Source organism: Nonomuraea sp. NPDC047529 (assembly GCF_040642995.1).
Classification (GTDB): domain Bacteria; phylum Actinomycetota; class Actinomycetes; order Streptosporangiales; family Streptosporangiaceae; genus Nonomuraea.
In genome coordinates, this window is sequence record NZ_JBEYTJ010000039.1 from 1 (window position 1) to 17,944 (window position 17,944).

Sequence of the window (17,944 nt, forward strand, 5' to 3'; positions counted from 1 at the left end):
GGCCCGGGGGCGGACGAGTGCGGGTGAGGAGGCCCGTCAGCGGTCGCGATCACCCGCGGGGCTCACGGGATCCCGCCTCAGCTCTTCACCGCAGGAAGCTGGTCCGTCCACTCGGTGGTCACGGAGATGAACTCGGCGCTGAACGCCAAGTCGCCGTCGTCGACGAGGATGAGGTTGGCGCGGACCACCCGGGCCTTCTCGGGATCGATGACCAGTTCGATGTCCGTGCCGTCGTCGGGGTCCGGAAGGCTCAGACGCTGGCCGCCTTCGACCGCGCCCATGTTCACCACCCCCGGTGTCGCGGCGAGCGCGCGGAACGCGGCCGAGCGGACCGCCGCGGGCGTCGGCAGGTCGGTGATCAGCGCGAGCAGGGTGAGGGTGGGATCGCCGCGGATCTCGGACGCGGACATGTCCGTCTCTCTGCCTTCGCGCGCGACGATCCACGCCTTCAGCGCCTCCGGGTCCGTCGGCAGCGCTTCGAGCTCCTCGAAGCTCACCTTGGCGCCCTTGAGCCTGAGCGTCTTCGAGTCCGGCGCCTGGATGACGGCGCCGGCGTGATCCCCCGGCACGGCCTTGGTCCAGCGCTTGCCGTCGCGCCTGGTCCAGCTCTCTATCGGCGGCGGGGCGTCCGACGCGAGCCACCGACGCGTGACGTGCCAGTACGTCCCGGAGCCCTGGGGCGTACGTTCCGCGTGGACGGCGGCCATGAGCAGGACCTCCTTGCCCGTGACCGGTGCGCCGCCGTTCGTGGGCGCCCCCGTGGCGAACACGACCGCCGCGACGGCACCGGCGGCGGCCAGGGCGACACCCGGGACGAACCAGCCGGCACGCCGGCGTGCCCGGCCCGCCAGCACCCTTCGCTCCAGGCGCTCCCTGCCGCGCGCGACCGCCCCGGCGGACGGCTCCGGCTCGTCCAGCAAGGTGGCGATCTCTTCCAGGTCATCCATGGGTGGTCTCCTTGTCGGTGAGGGCCTGGATCTTGGCGCGGGCCCGGCTGAGCCGCGACCCCACGGTGCCGAGGGAAATGCCGAGCGCCTGGGCGATCTCGTTGTAGCTGAGCTGGCCCAGCGCCAGGAGCAGCAGCACGTCACGCTCGCCGCCGTTCAGCGAGGCGAGCGCCTTCGCCAGGTACGGCTGCGCGGTCGCGGACGTGACGACCCGGTTCTCGTGCCCCTCCACGACCGGCGCGGGGTCCAGCCGGGCCAGCGCCTTGTAGCGGCGGGCCTCCTTGTGGCGGTGCCTGGCCACCAGGTTGGTGGCGAAGCCGAGCAGCCAGGGCCGCAGACCACCTATTTCCGGGTTGAACCGGTCACGCCGGTCGAACGCCAGCAGGAACGTCTCCGCCGCGATGTCCTCGGCCACCTGGCTGCCCAGGCGTCCCGCCACGTACCGGTAGACGTCATGGAAATACCGGTCGTACACGGCGGTGAACAGCTCAGGGTTCCGCCGGTAGCCGGCGACGAGGTCGGCGTCGGCCACCTGCTCGCCCACGTGGGCGGTCATGTGCCGGTCTTTGTCATGAGTGTGCCTTCCGGTGGGTGATCATTACATTCACCCACCCTTCGCGGCGCACGCGGTCTTTCTTCCCGACCGCCGACCCACGGCTGCGGCTAGCGGGGGTCCTCCCAGGTGAACCCGTGCTCGAACGTCTGCTCGGCCAGCGCCTTCTGACCGGCGAGGTTGGGGTGGAAGAAGTCCCACTTGCTGACGTGGCCGAGCGTGAACGGGAAGGAGAAGATCGCGCCCTCGTCGGTGTCGCAGGCCGGCCCCATGGCCTGGCACGCCTGCGCCGCCTCCTGGTTGTAGGCCATCACCCGCGCCCGCACCCGCGCCCGGCGCTCGACGTCGGCCTTCCTCATCGAGGCCGGGTCGGCCAGCATGGTCTGGCAGACCTTCCCGATGGTCCAGAACGTACGGGCCAGCGGGTTGCCCTTGCCGACCTGCCACAGCCGCCGCAGGTCGGGGACGCTGGCGATGAACACCCTGGCCTGCGGCATGCCGGCGCGCAAGGCCGACAACGCGGCGTCCATCCGCCGGCGGTAGAGCGCGACCGGCGTCATCTCCCGCTCGGTGCGCTTGCAGGCGTCCTGGGCGCCTATGAGGATCGTCACATAATCGGCCTTCGCCTCGATCGCCTTGTTCACCTGGCCGAGCAGATCGGCGCTCGTCGAACCCGGCACGGCGAAGTTCTCGCGATGGAGCGTTCCAGCCAGACTCCGCAGCCGCAGGTAATGGCTGTCCACCGCCGCGTTGTCGCCCGCCGCCCACGAACGGGCCGCGCAGGAGACGTACCAGCCGCAGGAGTTGAAGCCCGTGGAGATCGAGTCGCCCAGCGCCGCCATCGTCTCAGGGACGGGCTGAGCTGCGGCGACGGCCTGCGCGGGCCCTGCGGCGGCCAGGACGAGGAGGGCGGTGACGACGGGGGGAAGGCGACCGATCATGGCCCTAAGGTAGGGAGTCGATCAAGGCGGCACCATGTCCTCAAGGCGAGGTCTGCCATTTCAGGACCGTCTTCCTATCACCGCTTGACAGCCTGTACGCGGGCAGGTTGCCCACATCCCAGGTCAAGATCCGGTTTTTTCCTGGTTCGCGGGTAGTAACACCGCATTCACGGGGGTCCGAGTCGAACGTGTTCAGTTCCCGCATAGAGTGTGTTGAGTGAGTGTCGCGCTCGGAACAACCCGCCCGCTACCGGTTCGCACCACCCCCGTCGGCGACCCCGGTGACCTGCTGGCATCCCTCCCGAAGACGGCGCCCTACGCCTGGATCAGGAACGGCGAGGGCCTGGTGGGATGGGGTCAGGCCGCCCGCGTCGCCGTGCCGCCGGGCCCCGGCCGCTTCGCCTGGGCCCGCGAGTGGCTGCGCACCGTCCTCGGCGACGCGCCCGCCGACGACGCCGGGCGCTCCCCCGGCTCCGGCTCCGGTCCCGTGGCCTTCGGCAGCTTCACCTTCGACGAGGACGCCCCCGGGTCGGTGCTCGTCGTCCCCCGCGCCGTGCTGGCCCGCCGCGGCGGGCGGGCCTGGCTCACCACCGTCGGCGAGGCCCCGCTGGAGACGTTCAGCCCCATCCGCGAGCCCGGCCGCATCAGCTACGGCGACGGCAGCCTCACCGCGCCCCAATGGGAGCACGTCGTCGCCCGGGCCGCCCGCCGCATCCGCGACGGCGAGCTGGAGAAGGTCGTGCTCGCCCGCGACCTGCTCGCCACCGCCGAGCACCCCATCGACGTGCGCCTGCTGCTGACCCGGCTGGCCCGGCGCTACCCCGAGTGCTACACCTTCTCCGTGGCCGGGCTCGTCGGCGCCACCCCCGAGCTGCTCATCCGCCGCACCGGACAGGAGATCGAATCCCTCGTCCTGGCCGGCACCACCGCCCGCGGCACCGGCCCGGCCGACGACGTCGCCCGCGGCGCCGCGCTGTTCGCCTCCCCGAAGGACCGCCACGAGCACGAGTGCGCCATCGCCTCCGTGCGCCAGACCCTCGCCCCGCTCTGCGCCTCGCTCGACACCCCCGACGAGCCCGAGCTCCTCGTGCTGCCCAACGTCCAGCACCTGGCCAGCCACGTCACCGGGCGGCTGGCCGACGGCGCGTCCGTGCTCGACGTGGTGGCCGCCATGCACCCCACCGCCGCCGTCGGCGGCACCCCGACCGACACCGCCATCAAGGTCATCCGCGAGCTGGAGGGCATGGACCGCGCCGGCTACGCGGGCCCCGTCGGCTGGATCGACGCCCACGGCGACGGCGAATGGGGCATCGCCCTGCGCTCGGGGCTGATCGAGGGCAACCGCGCCCGGCTGTTCGCCGGCGGCGGCATCATGGGCGACTCCGACCCGGCCGCCGAACTGGCCGAGGCCCAGGCCAAGTTCCGCGTCATGCAGTACGCACTGGAGGGCTGAACGACCTCAGCCCGGCACGTGCACGCCCTCGCCCACCTCGACGCGCGCCCGGCCGGCCGTCAGCGCGGCCACCCACTCGGCGAACGCCGCCACCTCGTCCTCCCCCACCGCCACCGCGAACGTCACCCCGGCCGCGTAGGTCACCTCGCGCAGCGCGAAGCGGGAGGCGCGCAGGTCGTTCTCGACCCGGCCCGCCTGGTCGTGGGCCACCGACACGCTGACCAGCCTGGCCGGGACCATCCGCACCGGCTGCACCAGGTCGAGCGTCTCGGTCACCGCTCCGCCGTAGGCGCGCACCAACCCGCCGGCGCCCAGCAGCACGCCGCCGAAATAGCGCGTGACCACCGCGACCACGTCGTTGAACCCCCGGCCGACCAGCGCCTGGACCATCGGCGTGCCCGCCGTGCCGCCGGGCTCGCCGTCGTCGTCGCCCTTCTGCAGCCGCTGCCCGATCACGTACGCCGTGCAGTTGTGGGTGGCGCCGGCGTGCTCGCGGCGGCGGCCGGCGATGAAGGCGGCGGCCTCCTCGACGGTACGGGCGGGGGCCAGCGCGCAGACGAACCGGGAGCGGCGCACCTCGGTCTCGTGCTCGACGCCGGCCGCGAGGGTGAGGTACGGCTGGGACACGTCCGCCAGGCTACCTCCTTTACGTTGTAGATTCACTGGACAGGGTTTGAGCGGGATGCACGGGAGGCGCCCCTCCGCTGTGCGGGACGCACACGATCGATGCGCCGTCCGGCGCATACGGTGCGGCGCATGACCTATCGCGTCGCCATGGACATCGGCGGCACCTTTACCGACGTCGTCTGCTACGACGAGCGCACGGGGGCCGTCACCGCCTCGAAGGCGCCCACCACACCGGGGGACCTGGCCGAGGGCGTGTTCGCCGCGCTCGGCCGGGTCGTGGACGACCCCGCGGCCATCTCGTTCTTCGTGCACGGCACCACCCAGGGCCTCAACGCGCTGCTGGAGCGCAAGGGCGCGCGGGTGCTGCTGCTGGCGAGCCGGGGCGCCGGGGACGTCTACCGGATCGCCCGCGGCAACCGCGACCGCATGTTCGACCTGCGCTACCGCAAGCCGTCGCCGCTCGTGCCGCCCCGGGACGTCATGGAGGCCGGCGGCCGCCTGGACTTCCGGGGCCGCGAGCTCGAACCCCTCGACGAGGAGGCGGTGCGGCTGGCCGCCCGGCGGGCCCGCGAGGAGGGCTTCGACGCCGTCGCCGTGTGCCTGCTGTTCTCCTTCGCCGACCCGGCGCACGAGCTGCGGGCCGGTGAGATCCTGCGGGCCGAGCTGGGCGAGGACGTGCTCGTGGTGCTCTCGCACGAGGTCGCGCGGGAGTGGCGCGAGTACGAGCGCACCTCCTCGGCGGTGCTGGAGGCCTACACCGGGCCGGTCGTGCGCCGGTACCTGGCCAGGATCGAGCGGCGCTTCGCCGAGCGCGGCCTGCCGGTGCCGGTGCACGTGATGCAGTCGTCGGGCGGCCTGGTCAACGCCTCGTACGCGATGCGGCGGCCGTTGCAGACCCTGCTGTCGGGGCCGGTCGGCGGCACGATGGGCGGGGTCGCCGCGGCCCGCATGCTGGGCCGGGAGAACGCGATCTGCGTGGACATGGGCGGCACCTCCTTCGACGTCTCGCTCGTGGTGAACGGGCGTCCCGACGTCAGCGCCGAGGCCCGCATCGAGGGCTACCCGGTGCTCATGCCCGTCGTGAACCTGCACACCATCGGCGCGGGCGGCGGCTCGATCGCCTACGCCGAGGCGGGCGCGCTGCGCGTCGGCCCCGAGTCGGCCGGGGCCGTGCCCGGTCCGGCCTGCTACGGCCGGGGCGGCACGCGGCCCACCGTGACCGACGCGAACGTGGTGCTCGGCCGGGTGGACCCGGCCTGGTTCGCGGGCGGGCTGATGACGCTGGACGAGGAGGCGGCCGGCGCGGCCGTGGTCACGCTGGCCGAGGAACTGGGCCTGGACCCCCTGCGGCTGGCCGAGGGCGTGTGCGACGTGGCCAACGCCAAGATGGCCCAGGCGATCCGCACGCTGACGGTCGAGCACGGGGTCGAGCCGCGGGAGTTCGCGCTGGTCGCCTTCGGCGGCGCGGGGGCGATGCACGCGGTGTTCATCGCCCGCGAGCTGGGCATCTCCGAGGTCGTCGTCCCGCGCTTCCCGGGCGCGTTCTCGGCCTGGGGGATGCTGGAGGCGGACGTGCGCCGGGACCTGACGCGGCCCTACTTCCGGCCGCAGGACGCGCTCGACGGCCCCGGCATGTCCCGGCACCTGGTCGCCTTGGAGCGGGAGGCGCTGGACGCGCTGGCCGGGCAGGGCGTCCCGGAGGAGCGGCGCAGGGTCGAGCACGCCGTGGACCTGCGCTACGAGGGCCAGGACTACACGCTCACCATCCCGCTGCGCGACGCCGCCGAACCCGGCGAGCCGGGCTTCCTCGACACGATCGCGGCCCGCTACGCCGAGGCCCACACCAGCCGGTACGGCCACGCGACCCCCGAGGCGCCGGTCGAGTTCGTCATGCTGCGCAGCACCGGGTTCGGCTCGTTCCCGCGCGCCGCCGCCACGGCCGCCGAGGCGCCGGAGGAGACGGCGGCGGGCGTCCGGGACGTGATCTTCGACGGCGTGCCGCACCGCACGCCCGTGCTGCGGCGGGCGGGCCTGTCCGGCTCGTTCGCCGGGCCCGCGATCGTGGTCGAGGAGACCGCGACCACGGTCATCCCGCCGGGCTGCCTGGCGGCCATCGACGACAACGGCTTCCTCATCGTGAAGGTGGACGTCCAGTGATCGACCCAGTGACGACCGAGATCATCCGGTGTGCCCTGTTGCAGGCCGCCGAGGACATGAACACCACCCTGATCCGCAGCTCGTACACGCCCGTGATCTACGAGGCCAAGGACTGCGCGGTGGCGCTGCTCGACCGCGACCACAACGTGCTCGGGCAGTCGTCCGGGCTGCCGATCTTCCTGGGCAACCTGGAGGTGTGCACCCGCGAGACCGAGCGCCTGTACGGCCGCGAGGTGTGGCAGGAGGGCGACGTGTGGGTGCTGAACGACTCCTACGTCGGCGGCACCCACCTCAACGACGTCACCGTCTACGGCCCGATCTTCGCCGACGGCGAGCTGGCCGGGTTCGCCGCCTCGCGGGCGCACTGGCTGGACGTCGGCTCCAAGGACCCCGGCGGCTCGATGAACTCCACGTCGATCTTCCAGGAGGGCCTGCGGCTGGGCCCGGTCAAGGTGTACGCGGGCGGGCAGCCGTGCCGCGACCTGCACGAGGTGATCGCCAGGAACGTGCGCTTCCCGCACGCCACGCTCGGCGACATGCGGGCCCAGGTGAGCTGCGCGATGACCGGGCAGCGGCGGCTGCGGGAGATCGTCTCGCGCTGGGGCCTGGAGACGGTCATGGCCGCCCGGGACCAGATCTTCGCCCAGACCGAGCGCATGGAACGCCAGGCCATCGCCGCCATCCCCGACGGCGTGTACGAGGCGTCCGGCTTCCTCGACAACGACGGCATCGACCTGGACACGCCGCTGCCGGTGAACGTGACGGTCACGGTGTCGGGCGAGTCGATGCACGTAGACCTGACCGACTGCGCCGACCAGGCGCTCGGCCCGGTCAACTGCGGCGCCGCGCAGGCCGTGGCGGCGGTGCGGGTGGGGTACAAGCTGCTGGTGTCGGGGGACGTGCCGCTGAACGGGGGCTCGTTCCGTCCGCTGAGCGTCGAGACCCGGCCGGGTTCGATGCTGGCCGCGCGGGCCCCGGCGGCGTGCCAGTACTACTACTCCCATCTCGGGCTGCTCATCGACCTGGTGGTCAAGGCGCTGGCCCCGGTGCTGCCGGGCAAGGCGGCGGCGGCCTCGTACGGGGACTCGATGATCGTGCAGTTCACCGGGACGGACCCGCGCACCGGCAAGCTGTACGTCTCCCAGGAGGCCACGGTCGGCGGCTGGGGGGCGTGGGAGGGCGGCGACGGCGAGTCCTGCCTGATCAACAACGTCAACGGCTCGCTGCGGGACATGCCCATCGAGGTGCTGGAGACGCTGTTCCCGGTCCGGGTGCGCCGCTACGAGCTGCGTCCGGGCACCGGCGGCGCCGGGCAGTGGCGCGGCGGCGACGGCGTGGTGCGCGAGTACGAGTTCTGCGGCGACACCTCGCTGTCGCTGTGGTTCGAGCGCTCGGTCACGCCCGCGTGGGGCCTGGCCGGCGGCGCGGCGGGCGCTCCCCCACGGGTGACGCTCAACCCGGGCACGGCGGGCGAGCGCGAGATGCTCAAGGTCAACGCGCTGCCGGTGTCGGCCGGTGACGTGCTGCGCTGCGAGTCGGGCGGAGGCGGCGGCTACGGCCCCGCCGATGGCCGTTCCCCGCAGGCGCGGGCCGCCGACCTGGCCGAGGGCATGATCACGAACTGATCCGCGTTCGCCCGAAAATCGCACGGATTGTTCCCCGGTCTGTGAAGATGATCGACAACGCGGGGGCACGCGCGGCCTGGGGAGGCTGTGTCCCCGCCATGACCATCTTCACGAGGGGACTTCCATGACCATGTTACGAACGCGCCTTCTGGCCGGCTCCGCCGCGCTCGCCGCGGGCCTGGCCGGCGTCGCCGTGCTGACGCCGGCCGCGCCCGCCTCGGCCGCCAGGGTGGAGGCCGCCTGCTCCGACGCCGCCGGCGACGCCGCGGCGATCCAGGCGGCCATCGACTCCTCCAAGGACGGCGACGAGATCGTCATCAAGGGGCCGTGCCTGATCGACGCCACGATCAGCCTGGCCGACCGGCGCACCTACCGGGGCGACGCCAAGGCCGGCACGGTGCTCAAGCAGGCCGACGGCGCCAACCTGCCCGCGGTGCTGGCCTCCAAGGGCTGGCTGGAGGACACCGAGTTCAGCGGCGAGAGCGTGCGCGTCGAGCGGCTGACCATCGACGGCAACCGCGACCACAACACCGGCACGGTCGGCCTGCTGCTGCGCTCGTGGAACACCCGGGTCTACGACGTGGACATCTACGGCACGCCGTCCGACGGCATCCGCATCAGCAACCCGTCCAGGAACGGCACGACGCTGCGCAACACGATGGTCAACAGCGTCATCAGCGACGTCTACATCGAGGGCGCGGCGGAGGCCGGCATCCGCGTCGTCGACCCGGGCAACTCCGTCACCGACTGGACGCTGCAGCGCTCCTGGATCGGCTTCAGCGGCACCAATGCCATCCAGAGCGACAACGCGGCCGGCTGGACGATGAGCGGCCTGCACCTGTACGGGACGCCGAAGAACGCCATCGACGCCCACCGCTGCTTCGGCACCTCGATCCAGGACAACTACATCGAGGACTTCGGCTCCGAGGGCACGGCGGGCCAGACGTACTACGGCATCCGCTGCGACCTGCAGGGCGATGCCGCCACCACGATCACCGGCAACCGCGTGCACAAGTTCCTGCCGCACCCGAACGCGCTGGCCGAACTGCGCAAGGCCCGCCAGAGCGGTGCGGCGCCGCCCGAGCGCAAGATCGCCGCGACCGGCCCGCTCCCCGACGGCGTGGACTTCGTCTACCTGGCGCTGAACGAGGTCAACTACGGCGCGGGCCACGCCGCGATCACCGGCAACACCGTCGTCGGCCACGGCACCAAGCGCGAGACCGGCATCCTGCTGGCCAAGGGTGAGGGCGAGTCGATGTCGATCGCCTCCTCGGGCAACCTCCTCGACGGCGTCGGGAAGCGGCGCAAGGTCGGCGCGGGCGTGCACCTCACCAGGGGCTACTGACCCGAAGCGCCGCCCCCCGGTTCAGCGCAGCAGCACGTGGCAGGCGAGCTGGAGCGCCAGCCGGGTGGCGGCGTCGTCCAGGTCGAAGCCGGCGGCCTTGATGCGTTCCAGGCGGGTGGTGACCGTGTTGCGGTGCACGCCCAGGCGTTCGGCGGCCTTGAGGGCGCCGCCCTCGTCCAGGACGGCGGCCAGCGTCACCAGCAGCGTGCCGTCCTTGTCGACGGCCAGCAGCGGCTGGAGCACGACGGCCGCGGGCGCCCGCAGCACCCCCGCCGGGAGCGCGCCGAGCAGCTCGGCCGGTCCCATCCGGTCGGCGCGGGCCACCGTGCCCGCGCCGGCCACGAACGCCGCCGCCTCGGCGCCGAGCAGCGACTCCCCCACCGCGTCCAGCCCCTCCACCGCGGCGCCCACCCCGGCCGCGCACGGCCACGGCATGCTCTCCACGCAGCGCCGCAGATGCTCGGCGAGCCCGCCGGGCGGCTCCGGCGACCAGCCGGCCCACCCCTCGCCGCGCCGCAGCACCGGCACCTGGCCCAGCGCCGCGGTGACCAGCGCCTGGACGAGCGGCCCGTCGTCGGCCAGCGCACCCACCGGCCGGACGTGGTAGGCCGTCAGCGCCCCGCGCACCGCCCATCCCAGCGCCACCGCCTCCGCCGGGGCCCCTTCCAGCCAGATGCCGCCGTCCCCGGCCGGCTCGTGGGCGGGCCGTCCTTCGGCGAGCAGCCGCCGGGCCAGCGCCGACTGCAGGGCGAAGTCGCGTGAGGCGCGCAGGCGTTCCTGGGCCGCCCACGCCGCCAGCGGCGCCACCGCCAGGCCCAGCACGGTCCGCACCACCGCGGGCCAGCCGGGCGAGCGCGACGTCCCGGCGGCCACCAGCGTGCCGAGCGCGGGGCCGTCCTGGCCGGGCACCTCGACCTCGGCCGCCCACCGGGAGCCCGACGGCCGGGGCTGCTCGTGGTCGCCCGGCGCGCGGGCGGCACTCTGGCGGCCGGCGACGTGCAGGCCGTACCGGTCGAGGAAGGCCACCGACGTGCCGGGCAGCTCGGCGTTGAGCACCCCGAGCACCCGCCGCGCCGACGGGCCCGCGTCGGCCAGCCGGGTCGCGCAGCGGGCCACGAGCTGGGTGCGCGCCGCCTCGGGACGGGAGGCCGCCGACGCGACCCGGACGGCGACGATCAGCGGGTCCTCGTCCACGAAGATCAGGGTGACGCCGAGCCGTTCGGCCAGCACCTCGCCCGACCCGGCGCTCAGGCCGCCCGACGGCGCGATCACGCAGGCCGCCGCCTGCTCCCAGGCCCGGCGCATGGCCATCTCGACCGCCCAGCCGCCGCCGGCCGCCGCCCCGATCAGCACGACCGCCGTGTGCGGCGTCACCGCGCCGAACACCGACAGGTCGTCCACGATGCGGACCTGGTGCACGGGGTTGTCGCCGCTGCCGTACATCCGGGCCCCGGCCAGCGGGCCGGTGTTGACCAGCTCCGCCACCGTGACCGGCGCCTCCCAGCCCGGCTCGCGCAGCCCGCTCACAGCGACGCCGCCCGCTGCTCGAACGGGATCCCGAAGGCCCGCAACCCGCCCAGCGCGAGCCCCCGGCCCGTGTGCCACACCGGCGCGGCCTTGACCACCATGACCTCCACCTCCATGCCGGGCGCCGCCTTGTCGACGTCCACGACCAGGCCGTCGGCGGACGCGATCATGCAGATCTGGTCCGGCGCCATCGCCACCGGGGCCCCGTCGGCCAGGGCGAGCACGATCTCGTTGTGCGCCTCCAGCCGGACGAGCCTGCGCAGCCCGGCCGACTCCTGCACCACGATGCTGGAGGGCAGCGAGGGCATGGCCACGTCGGCGCCGTGCCCCGTGCTGCCCTCGACGGCCAGGATGCGGCCCGCGCACAGCGTGCGCACCCCGTACGGGGCGGCCGCCGAGCGCGGCGCGCCGGGCGCCCCGGCCGCCAGCAGCAGGCTGACCGTGCCCGGCACCAGCACCCGGGCCAGGTCCCGCGCCGCCATCGGGTAGCAGGCGGCCACCGCCCACCCGCCCACCGCCAGCACGACCGGACGCAGCAGCTCCTCCACCCGGCCGCCCGCCGTCTCCAGCAGCACCAGCTCCCCCGACGCCCCGGCCAGCGCCAGCGGGGTCGCGCTGAGCCCGCCCAGCGTGTACGTCGTCTGCTCCACCAGCGGGAACACCCGTCCCGTCCCGTCGCCGTCGACCAGCGGCACGCCCAGGGCCGCCGCGGCGACCAGCGGGATCAGCGCGTTCTCGGCCGCCAGGTTGAGCGCCACCACGGCCCCGGCCCGCTCCCCCAGCCGCCGCTCCAGCGCCCGCACCGCCCGTACGGGCTCGTCGCCCGCGGGCAGTTGCTCGCCGAGCGCCGTGGTGGACCCGGCCAGGCTGACCACCATGCACAACGTCCCCGGGTCCAGCTCGCCGGCGGCGGCCAGCTCGACGCCGTCGCCGAGCACCGACTCCGCCCAGGCGAAGGTGAGGCTGTAGGAGGACTCGCCGGCGCCCGTGGCGAACAGCCGCGACCCCGCCGAGAAGCGGCGCAGCTCGTCGGGGCCGATGAGCCGGGTCACGGCGTCGCGCCTTCCGCCGTGACGCGCACCCGGTAGAAGCCGTCGGGCAGGTAGGACAGGGGGTTGACGATGGTCTCGGCGATGCGGGCGAAGCCGGGGGCGGCGCCGGCGCTGACCACGCGGGTCAGGGCCTCGTCCCTGGCGTCCTGCAGCGCCCGGTCCAGCTCGGCCCGGCCGCGCGCCTGCACGATGCGCTCCACCTGGGCCTCGGGCCGGGCGAGCGCGGCCCCGTAGGCGGCGGCCAGCAGGTCCTCGCCCCCGCCGCCGGGCTCGATCACCTCGAACGGCGCCGGGCGGTCCGCCGTGGCCAGGGCGGCCCGGCCGCGGCGCAGGCTGGTCATCCCACCGCGGTCGCAGGCCCGCGGGTAGCGGCGGAAGTAGTGCGCCGACACCAGGCCGCTGCCCGAGCGGGCGAAGAACAGCGGCACCCCGGGCAACTCCCGCGCCACCCGGTCGGCGATCCGGCCGGCCTCGGGGCCGAGCGCCGCGTTCCTGATCGCGTGCGCCTCGCGCTCCCGCAGGCCGGGGCGGCCGAACTCGTACGACAGCGTGATCCGGGCCGCGGGCACCTCCGCCGCGATGATCGCGGCCACCGCCAGCTCGTGGTCGGCCAGCATCGGCGACCCGGTCGCCGTCACGGCGAAGTCGATCAGGCCGCAGCCGGCGGCGAACTCGCGTACCGCGCCGGTGTCCAGCGGCGCCAGCGGGCGGCCGGTCAGGCTGTGCCCGCCGCGCACGATCGTCGCCACCCCCGGCTCGGCCACCGGCCGCAACACCGGCGGGCACGGGCCGCCGACGCGGATCGCGGCCACCGGCGCGCGCGGCATCCCGTCGAGGTCGACCGCCACGCAGGCGCGTACCGCCTCCGACGGCGGCGCGCCGTCGCCGACGGCCACCACCGCCGGCGACGGCCCGTCCAGCGCGACGCCGAGGATCACTCCAGCTCGCGCCCTTCCGTCTCGGGCAGCGGCACCGCCAGCAGCGCCGTGGCCACCATGAACGCGTTGATCACCAGCATCGTCGCGGTGAAGCCGGTGGCGTGGGCGAGCAGCGCGCCCACGGCCGACGGCGCGACCGTGGTGGCCACGAGCTGGGACGCCGTGGCCCAGGAGTAGCCGGTGCCGCGCAGGGCGGTCGGGTAGAACTCGCCGTTCCAGGTGTTCCAGACGCCCCACGCGCCCAGGCTGAAGAACGACAGGACGAAGTTGCCCAGGTACAGGCCCGGGAGGCTGCTCGCGGTGGCGAACCACAGGCCGCCCAGCACGGCCGCGACGACGTAGAACAGGAAGACCTTCTTGCGGCCGAACCGCCCGGTCAGCAGCGACGCGCTCACGTAACCGGGGATCATCATCAGCGCGCTGAGCGCGGCGAAGCCCAGCGAGGCCGACAACGACAGGCCCTTGGCCTGGAGCAACGTCGGCAGCCAGGTCTGCAGCCCCCAGTAGCCCCAGTTGAAGACGAAGTTGAGCGCCAGCATGAGCACGGTGATCCGGGCCAGCCGGCCGCGCAGCAGGTCCATCGGATTGCCCACGCGGCCGCTCGCCACCGTGCCCGCCATGGTGAACGTCGCCTCGGCGTCGGGGCTGCCCAGGGTGCGCAGCACGGCCCGCGCCTCCTCCTGCCGCCCGCGCGCGGCCAGCCAGTACGGCGACTCCGGCACCCACGCCCTGATCGCGAACGCCCACAGCCCGGCCGCCGCGCTGGCGATCACCACGACGTGCCAGCCGAGGCCGCCGAGCGTCACCGAGGCGGCGATGGCCGCCAGCATGCCGATGGGCCAGCCGATCGACAGGTACACCGCCGCCCGCCCCCGGTGCCTGGTGGGCAGCAGCTCCAGGAAGAGCGGGAAGGTGATCGTGTAGACGCCGGCCAGCGCGAGCCCGGAGCCGACGCGCAGCGCGACCAGCGTCGCCAGGTTCGGCGCGAACGCCGAGGCGAACGCGATCACGCCGTAGGCCAGCAGCGACCAGAACGCGGTCGGCTTGCGCCCGATGCGGTCGGCGAGCGGCCCCCAGACCAGCACGCCGGGGATCATGCCGAACGCCACCGCCGACAGCACGACGCCGATCCCGGCCTCGTCGATGCCGAACGCCGGGCCGAGGTCGCCGGAGACGTAGACCAGCGCGAGCTGCTCCCACGACTCGATGACGAAGGCGATGAACAGCGCGAGCGCGATGAGCACGTGCCGGCGGGAGAACGGCATCCGGTCGAACGCCGCCCCGATGGGGAGCGTCGGTGCTTCGGTGGCGGTCATGCAAGGCTCCTCGGAGGGGGGCGCGAAGTATTGCCGCACCATAGGGCCGTCCCCCTTCCGCCTCGGTGTGCGCGACGCCCGGCCGGGGCCGGTCCGGCTGTGCGCCGCGCACTTCCAGGCCCGCCGGACGGCGGCCACCCCCTGTGTCAGAGCGTGTTCTCGTGCACGTGGACGATCTTCCACTCGCCGTCCACCAGGCGCAGCACGCACGTCGTCCGGACGAGCTCGGGGTCGCCGTGCTCGAAGTCCACCTGCAGCAGGTACCTGGCCAGGGCGGTGTCGCCCCACACGTCCACGATCTCGTCGATGGCCCGGACGGAGGTCTCCGCCGGGCCGTCCGACGGGCGCGCGTCGCGCACTCTGTCGAGCTGCCGCCTGCTGGTGATCAGGCCGGGCTCGGCGGAGTCCCAGATCGTGGCCTCCGGGTGGAGGAGCCGGTCGATGCCCTGCCTGTCGCCTTGTGCGTAGGCGTCGTACATGCCGGTAATAACGGCCCAGACAGCGTCGCGTGCCACGCTTCCGTACTCCCTTGTCTTGGTGAAATATGGTTCTTTCTCACCGTATGGGTAGCGCGGAACGCCGGCGTCTTTACGGTGTAGATCAGGGATTGAGCCACTCGCGCAGTTTGGCCACCGCCAGGCCCATGGCGGCCTTGTTGGCGTTGGTGTCGCGCAGCAGGTCCACCATGGCGAAGTCGTGCACCATCCCCGCGAGCTGGACCGCGGTGACGTCGTTGCCCGCCTCCCGCAGCCGGGCCGCGTACGCCTCGCCCTCGTCCCGCAGGACGTCGGCCTCGCCGTTCAGCACCAGGGCCGGCGGCAGGCCGCGCAGCTCCCGGTCGCTCGCGCGCAGCGGCGAGGCGTGGCTCTCCGCGCGCTGCGCCGGATCTGTCGTGTACTGGTCCCAGAACCACTTCATGCCGTCCCGGTTGAGGTAGTAGCCCGTGGCGAACTGCTTGTAGGACTCGGTGTCGAAGTTCGCGTCCGTGACCGGGTAGAACAGCACCTGGCCGAGCAGTCGCACGTCACCGCGTTCCTTGGCCATCAGCGTCAGCACGATCGACATGTTGCCGCCCACCGAGTCCCCGGCCACGGCCATGCGGGAGGGGTCGAGGCCCTTCTCCGCGCCGTGCTGGGCCACCCACTGGGCGGCGGCGTAGTTCTGTTCGATCTGCGTGGGGTACTTCGCCTCGGGCGCGCGGTCGTACTCGGGGAAGACGACGGCGGCGCCGGTCCGTACGGCCAGCTCGCGGACGAGCCGGTCATGCGTGTGCGCCGAGCCGAACACCCACCCCGCGCCGTGGATGTAGAAAATGACCGGCAGCGTGCCCGTGGCCCCCTTGGGCCTGACGATGCGCACCGGCACGATGCCCGTCGGGCCGCCCTGGACCTGGATCCACTCCTCGTCCACCTCCGGCCTGGGCACGGCCGGGTCGGACTGCAGCTTCTCCAGCACCTCGCGGCCCTGCTCGGGCGGCAGCTCGTAGATGAAGGGACGCTTGGCGTTGGCGTCGGCGAACTCCTGCGCCGCCTTCTCCAGCACGATCTGCTTGCTGATCATCGTCGTCACGGTGGCCGCCCCCGGTTGTCAGTGTCATCCACCCGGTTCCTGCCTGCGCCTACCTCGATCCGATCGCCCGGTTACGTCAAATTCCGCCCAAGCGGCTCTCATTCGCGCCGTAGCTCGTGGGCCAGCTCCTCCAGCTCCGCGCCGCCGGCCATCAGCGCGGTCAGCTCCTCCTTGCCGAGGTCGGCCTTGGCGTACTCGCCCATGCTGGTCCCGCGGTTGAGCAGCAGGAACCGGTCGCCGACCGGGTAGGCGTGGTGCGGGTTGTGGGTGATGAACACCACGCCGAGCCCCCGGTCGCGGGCGCGGGCGATGTACCGCAGCACCACACCGGCCTGCTTGACGCCCAGCGCCGAGGTGGGCTCGTCCAGGATGAGGACGCGCGCGCCGAAGTGCACGGCCCTGGCGATGGCCACCGACTGCCGCTCGCCGCCCGACAGCGTGCCGACGGGCTGGTCCACGTCCCGGATGTCGATGCCCATCGCGCGCAGCTCCTCGGCCGCGACCCGGCGGGCCCTGGCCACGTCGAAGGCCGGGCCCCTGCGGGGCTCGGAGCCGAGGAAGAAGTTCCGCCAGACCGACATGAGCGGGATCATCGCCAGGTCCTGGTAGACGGTGGCGATCCCCCGGTCGAGCGCCTCGCGCGGGCTGGAGAAGCGCACCTCGGCCCCGTCCACCAGGTACGACCCCGTGTCGTGCTGGTGCACCCCGGACAGGATCTTGATGAGCGTGGACTTGCCGGCGCCGTTGTCGCCCAGCACGCAGGTGACCGTGCCCTCCGCCACGCCCATCGACACCCCGCGCAGGGCCAGCACCGAGCCGAACGTCTTGCCGATGTCCCGGGTCTGCAGGATCAACGCCGCACCTCCTCGGCATAGCGCCGGACCATGCGGTTGGCCAGCGTCGCCAGCAGCAGCATGGCCCCGAGGAAGAACTTGAACCAGTCGGCGTCCCAGCCCAGGAACACGATGCCCTTGTCGGCCATGCCGAAGATCACCGCGCCGATGGAGGCGCCGACGGCGGAGCCGTACCCGCCGGTCAGCAGGCAGCCGCCGATGACGGCCGCGATGATGTAGATGAACTCCTGCCCGATGCCGATGTTGGCCTGGACGGAGGTGTACCGCAGGGCCAGGATCGAGCCGACCAGCCAGGCGGCGACCGCCGTCGTCATGAACAGCGCGATCTTCGTCCGGGCCGCCGGCACCCCGACCGCCCGCGCGGCCTGCTCGTCGCCGCCCACCGCGAAGATCCAGTTGCCCGGCCTGGAGCGCATGAGCACCCAGGTGGCCAGCGCGGTGATCGCGATCCACCACAGGATCGCCACCCGGAACGACGTGCCGCCGATCTGGATCGTGCCCGCGAGCACCGCGCTGGCGCCGTCGAACCCCGGCGCCCTGCGCAGCCCGCCGACCTGCACGGTCCCGGTGATGGCCTTGGTGACGCCGAGGTTGGCGCCCTGCAGCATGAGGAACGTGCCCAGCGTGACGATGAAGCTGGGCAGCTTCGTCCGGGTCACCACCAGGCCGTTGGCGAACCCGACGGCCAGCGCCACGACCAGCCCGGCCAGCATGGCGGGCCACACGCCGAAGCCGTAGCGGGTGGCCAGCGTGACCAGGATCAGCCCGCTGGTGCCGGTCAGCACGCCCGCCGACAGGTCGAACTCGCCACCGATCATGAGCAGCGCCACCGCGACCGCCATGATGCCGAGCGTGGCGGCCGGGTCGAGCCAGTTGGCGATGCCGGCCGGCGAGCGGAACACCTCCGACTGCGCGGCGAAGAACGCGAACACCGCGACCAGCCCCACCACGGCCCCGAGCTCGGGCCGGACGATCAGGCGGCGGGCCAGGCCGACCCGGGCGACCCGCTCGTCGGCCCGCGCGGGAGCGGCCGTCATCGG

Annotated in this window: 16 protein-coding genes; 4 read left to right on the forward strand and 12 right to left on the reverse strand. The window is 73.4% G+C overall.

Going from position 1 to position 17,944, the window contains the following annotated elements; all coding sequences use genetic code 11:
• Positions 1–77: 77 nt before the first annotated feature.
• The 3 genes from ABZ815_RS41395 to ABZ815_RS41405 all read right to left on the reverse strand — a co-directional run bounded on the left by ABZ815_RS41395 (position 78) and on the right by ABZ815_RS41405 (position 2,441).
• Complete coding sequence (locus ABZ815_RS41395) at positions 78–947, reverse strand: CU044_5270 family protein (RefSeq protein WP_357706890.1); 870 nt, start codon at positions 945–947, stop codon at positions 78–80.
• A complete protein-coding gene (locus ABZ815_RS41400; RefSeq protein ID WP_357706892.1) occupies positions 940–1,503 on the reverse strand; it encodes an RNA polymerase sigma factor in 564 nt (187 codons plus the stop codon). Before ABZ815_RS41400 ends, ABZ815_RS41395 begins: the two co-directional genes overlap by 8 nt.
• Before the next feature lie 107 nt (positions 1,504–1,610).
• Positions 1,611–2,441: an SGNH/GDSL hydrolase family protein gene (locus tag ABZ815_RS41405; protein ID WP_357706893.1), complete on the reverse strand. Its 831-nt coding sequence runs from the start codon at positions 2,439–2,441 to the stop codon at positions 1,611–1,613.
• 217 nt (positions 2,442–2,658) lie between these two features.
• Between ABZ815_RS41405 and ABZ815_RS41410 the strand changes: the two genes are divergently transcribed.
• Positions 2,659–3,894: an isochorismate synthase gene (locus ABZ815_RS41410; RefSeq protein ID WP_357706895.1), complete on the forward strand. Its 1,236-nt coding sequence runs from the start codon at positions 2,659–2,661 to the stop codon at positions 3,892–3,894.
• Positions 3,895–3,900: 6 nt separating this feature from the next.
• Here the strand turns inward: ABZ815_RS41410 and ABZ815_RS41415 are convergent, their stop codons facing one another.
• Positions 3,901–4,521 (reverse strand): YigZ family protein, encoded by a 621-nt coding sequence (locus ABZ815_RS41415; protein WP_357706896.1) that lies wholly within the window; start codon positions 4,519–4,521, stop codon positions 3,901–3,903.
• A 129-nt stretch (positions 4,522–4,650) separates the two neighbouring features.
• On the opposite strand from ABZ815_RS41415, the gene ABZ815_RS41420 reads away from it, so the two are divergent.
• From ABZ815_RS41420 to ABZ815_RS41430, 3 genes are all read left to right on the forward strand, one after another.
• Entirely contained in the window at positions 4,651–6,678 is a 2,028-nt protein-coding gene (locus ABZ815_RS41420) for a hydantoinase/oxoprolinase family protein (protein WP_357706897.1), read from the forward strand.
• Entirely contained in the window at positions 6,675–8,303 is a 1,629-nt protein-coding gene (locus tag ABZ815_RS41425) for a hydantoinase B/oxoprolinase family protein (RefSeq protein ID WP_357706898.1), read from the forward strand. Before ABZ815_RS41420 ends, ABZ815_RS41425 begins: the two co-directional genes overlap by 4 nt.
• 124 nt (positions 8,304–8,427) lie before the next feature.
• On the forward strand, positions 8,428–9,648 hold the full coding sequence (locus tag ABZ815_RS41430) for a right-handed parallel beta-helix repeat-containing protein (RefSeq protein WP_357706899.1): 1,221 nt from the start codon (positions 8,428–8,430) through the stop codon (positions 9,646–9,648).
• A gap of 21 nt (positions 9,649–9,669) precedes the next feature.
• Here ABZ815_RS41430 and ABZ815_RS41435 read toward each other — a convergent pair whose 3' ends face one another.
• The 8 genes from ABZ815_RS41435 to ABZ815_RS41470 form a co-directional block, all read right to left on the reverse strand.
• Positions 9,670–11,175, reverse strand: coding sequence for a helix-turn-helix domain-containing protein (locus ABZ815_RS41435; protein ID WP_357706901.1), 1,506 nt, complete (start codon positions 11,173–11,175; stop codon positions 9,670–9,672).
• Complete coding sequence (locus ABZ815_RS41440) at positions 11,172–12,227, reverse strand: DUF917 domain-containing protein (protein ID WP_357706902.1); 1,056 nt, start codon at positions 12,225–12,227, stop codon at positions 11,172–11,174. Before ABZ815_RS41440 ends, ABZ815_RS41435 begins: the two co-directional genes overlap by 4 nt.
• On the reverse strand, positions 12,224–13,165 hold the full coding sequence (locus ABZ815_RS41445) for a hypothetical protein (protein ID WP_357706903.1): 942 nt from the start codon (positions 13,163–13,165) through the stop codon (positions 12,224–12,226). Before ABZ815_RS41445 ends, ABZ815_RS41440 begins: the two co-directional genes overlap by 4 nt.
• Positions 13,162–14,481 carry an MFS transporter gene (locus tag ABZ815_RS41450; protein WP_357706904.1) on the reverse strand — a complete coding sequence of 440 codons (1,320 nt, stop codon included), beginning with the start codon at positions 14,479–14,481 and terminating at the stop codon, positions 13,162–13,164. The genes ABZ815_RS41445 and ABZ815_RS41450 overlap by 4 nt, the downstream gene beginning before the upstream one ends.
• A gap of 146 nt (positions 14,482–14,627) precedes the next feature.
• Positions 14,628–14,996, reverse strand: coding sequence for a nuclear transport factor 2 family protein (locus ABZ815_RS41455; protein ID WP_357706905.1), 369 nt, complete (start codon positions 14,994–14,996; stop codon positions 14,628–14,630).
• 85 nt (positions 14,997–15,081) lie between these two features.
• Entirely contained in the window at positions 15,082–16,041 is a 960-nt protein-coding gene (locus tag ABZ815_RS41460; RefSeq protein ID WP_357706906.1) for an alpha/beta hydrolase, read from the reverse strand.
• A gap of 107 nt (positions 16,042–16,148) precedes the next feature.
• Complete coding sequence (locus ABZ815_RS41465) at positions 16,149–16,904, reverse strand: ATP-binding cassette domain-containing protein (protein WP_357706908.1); 756 nt, start codon at positions 16,902–16,904, stop codon at positions 16,149–16,151.
• Positions 16,901–17,941 (reverse strand): ABC transporter permease, encoded by a 1,041-nt coding sequence (locus ABZ815_RS41470; RefSeq protein WP_357706909.1) that lies wholly within the window; start codon positions 17,939–17,941, stop codon positions 16,901–16,903. Before ABZ815_RS41470 ends, ABZ815_RS41465 begins: the two co-directional genes overlap by 4 nt.
• Positions 17,942–17,944 lie beyond the last annotated feature (3 nt).

Bases quoted from the DNA above. Each gene is read 5' to 3' on its own strand.
- ABZ815_RS41395 (WP_357706890.1), bottom strand. From the start codon at position 947: ATGGATGACCTGGAAGAGATCGCCACCTTGCTGGACGAGCCGGAGCCG.
- ABZ815_RS41470 (WP_357706909.1), bottom strand. From the start codon at position 17,941: ATGACGGCCGCTCCCGCGCGGGCCGACGAGCGGGTCGCCCGGGTCGGC.
- ABZ815_RS41420 (WP_357706897.1), top strand. From the start codon at position 4,651: ATGACCTATCGCGTCGCCATGGACATCGGCGGCACCTTTACCGACGTC.
- ABZ815_RS41460 (WP_357706906.1), bottom strand. From the start codon at position 16,041: ATGATCAGCAAGCAGATCGTGCTGGAGAAGGCGGCGCAGGAGTTCGCC.
- ABZ815_RS41400 (WP_357706892.1), bottom strand. From the start codon at position 1,503: ATGACCGCCCACGTGGGCGAGCAGGTGGCCGACGCCGACCTCGTCGCC.
- ABZ815_RS41430 (WP_357706899.1), top strand. From the start codon at position 8,428: ATGACCATGTTACGAACGCGCCTTCTGGCCGGCTCCGCCGCGCTCGCC.
- ABZ815_RS41405 (WP_357706893.1), bottom strand. From the start codon at position 2,441: ATGATCGGTCGCCTTCCCCCCGTCGTCACCGCCCTCCTCGTCCTGGCC.
- ABZ815_RS41450 (WP_357706904.1), bottom strand. From the start codon at position 14,481: ATGACCGCCACCGAAGCACCGACGCTCCCCATCGGGGCGGCGTTCGAC.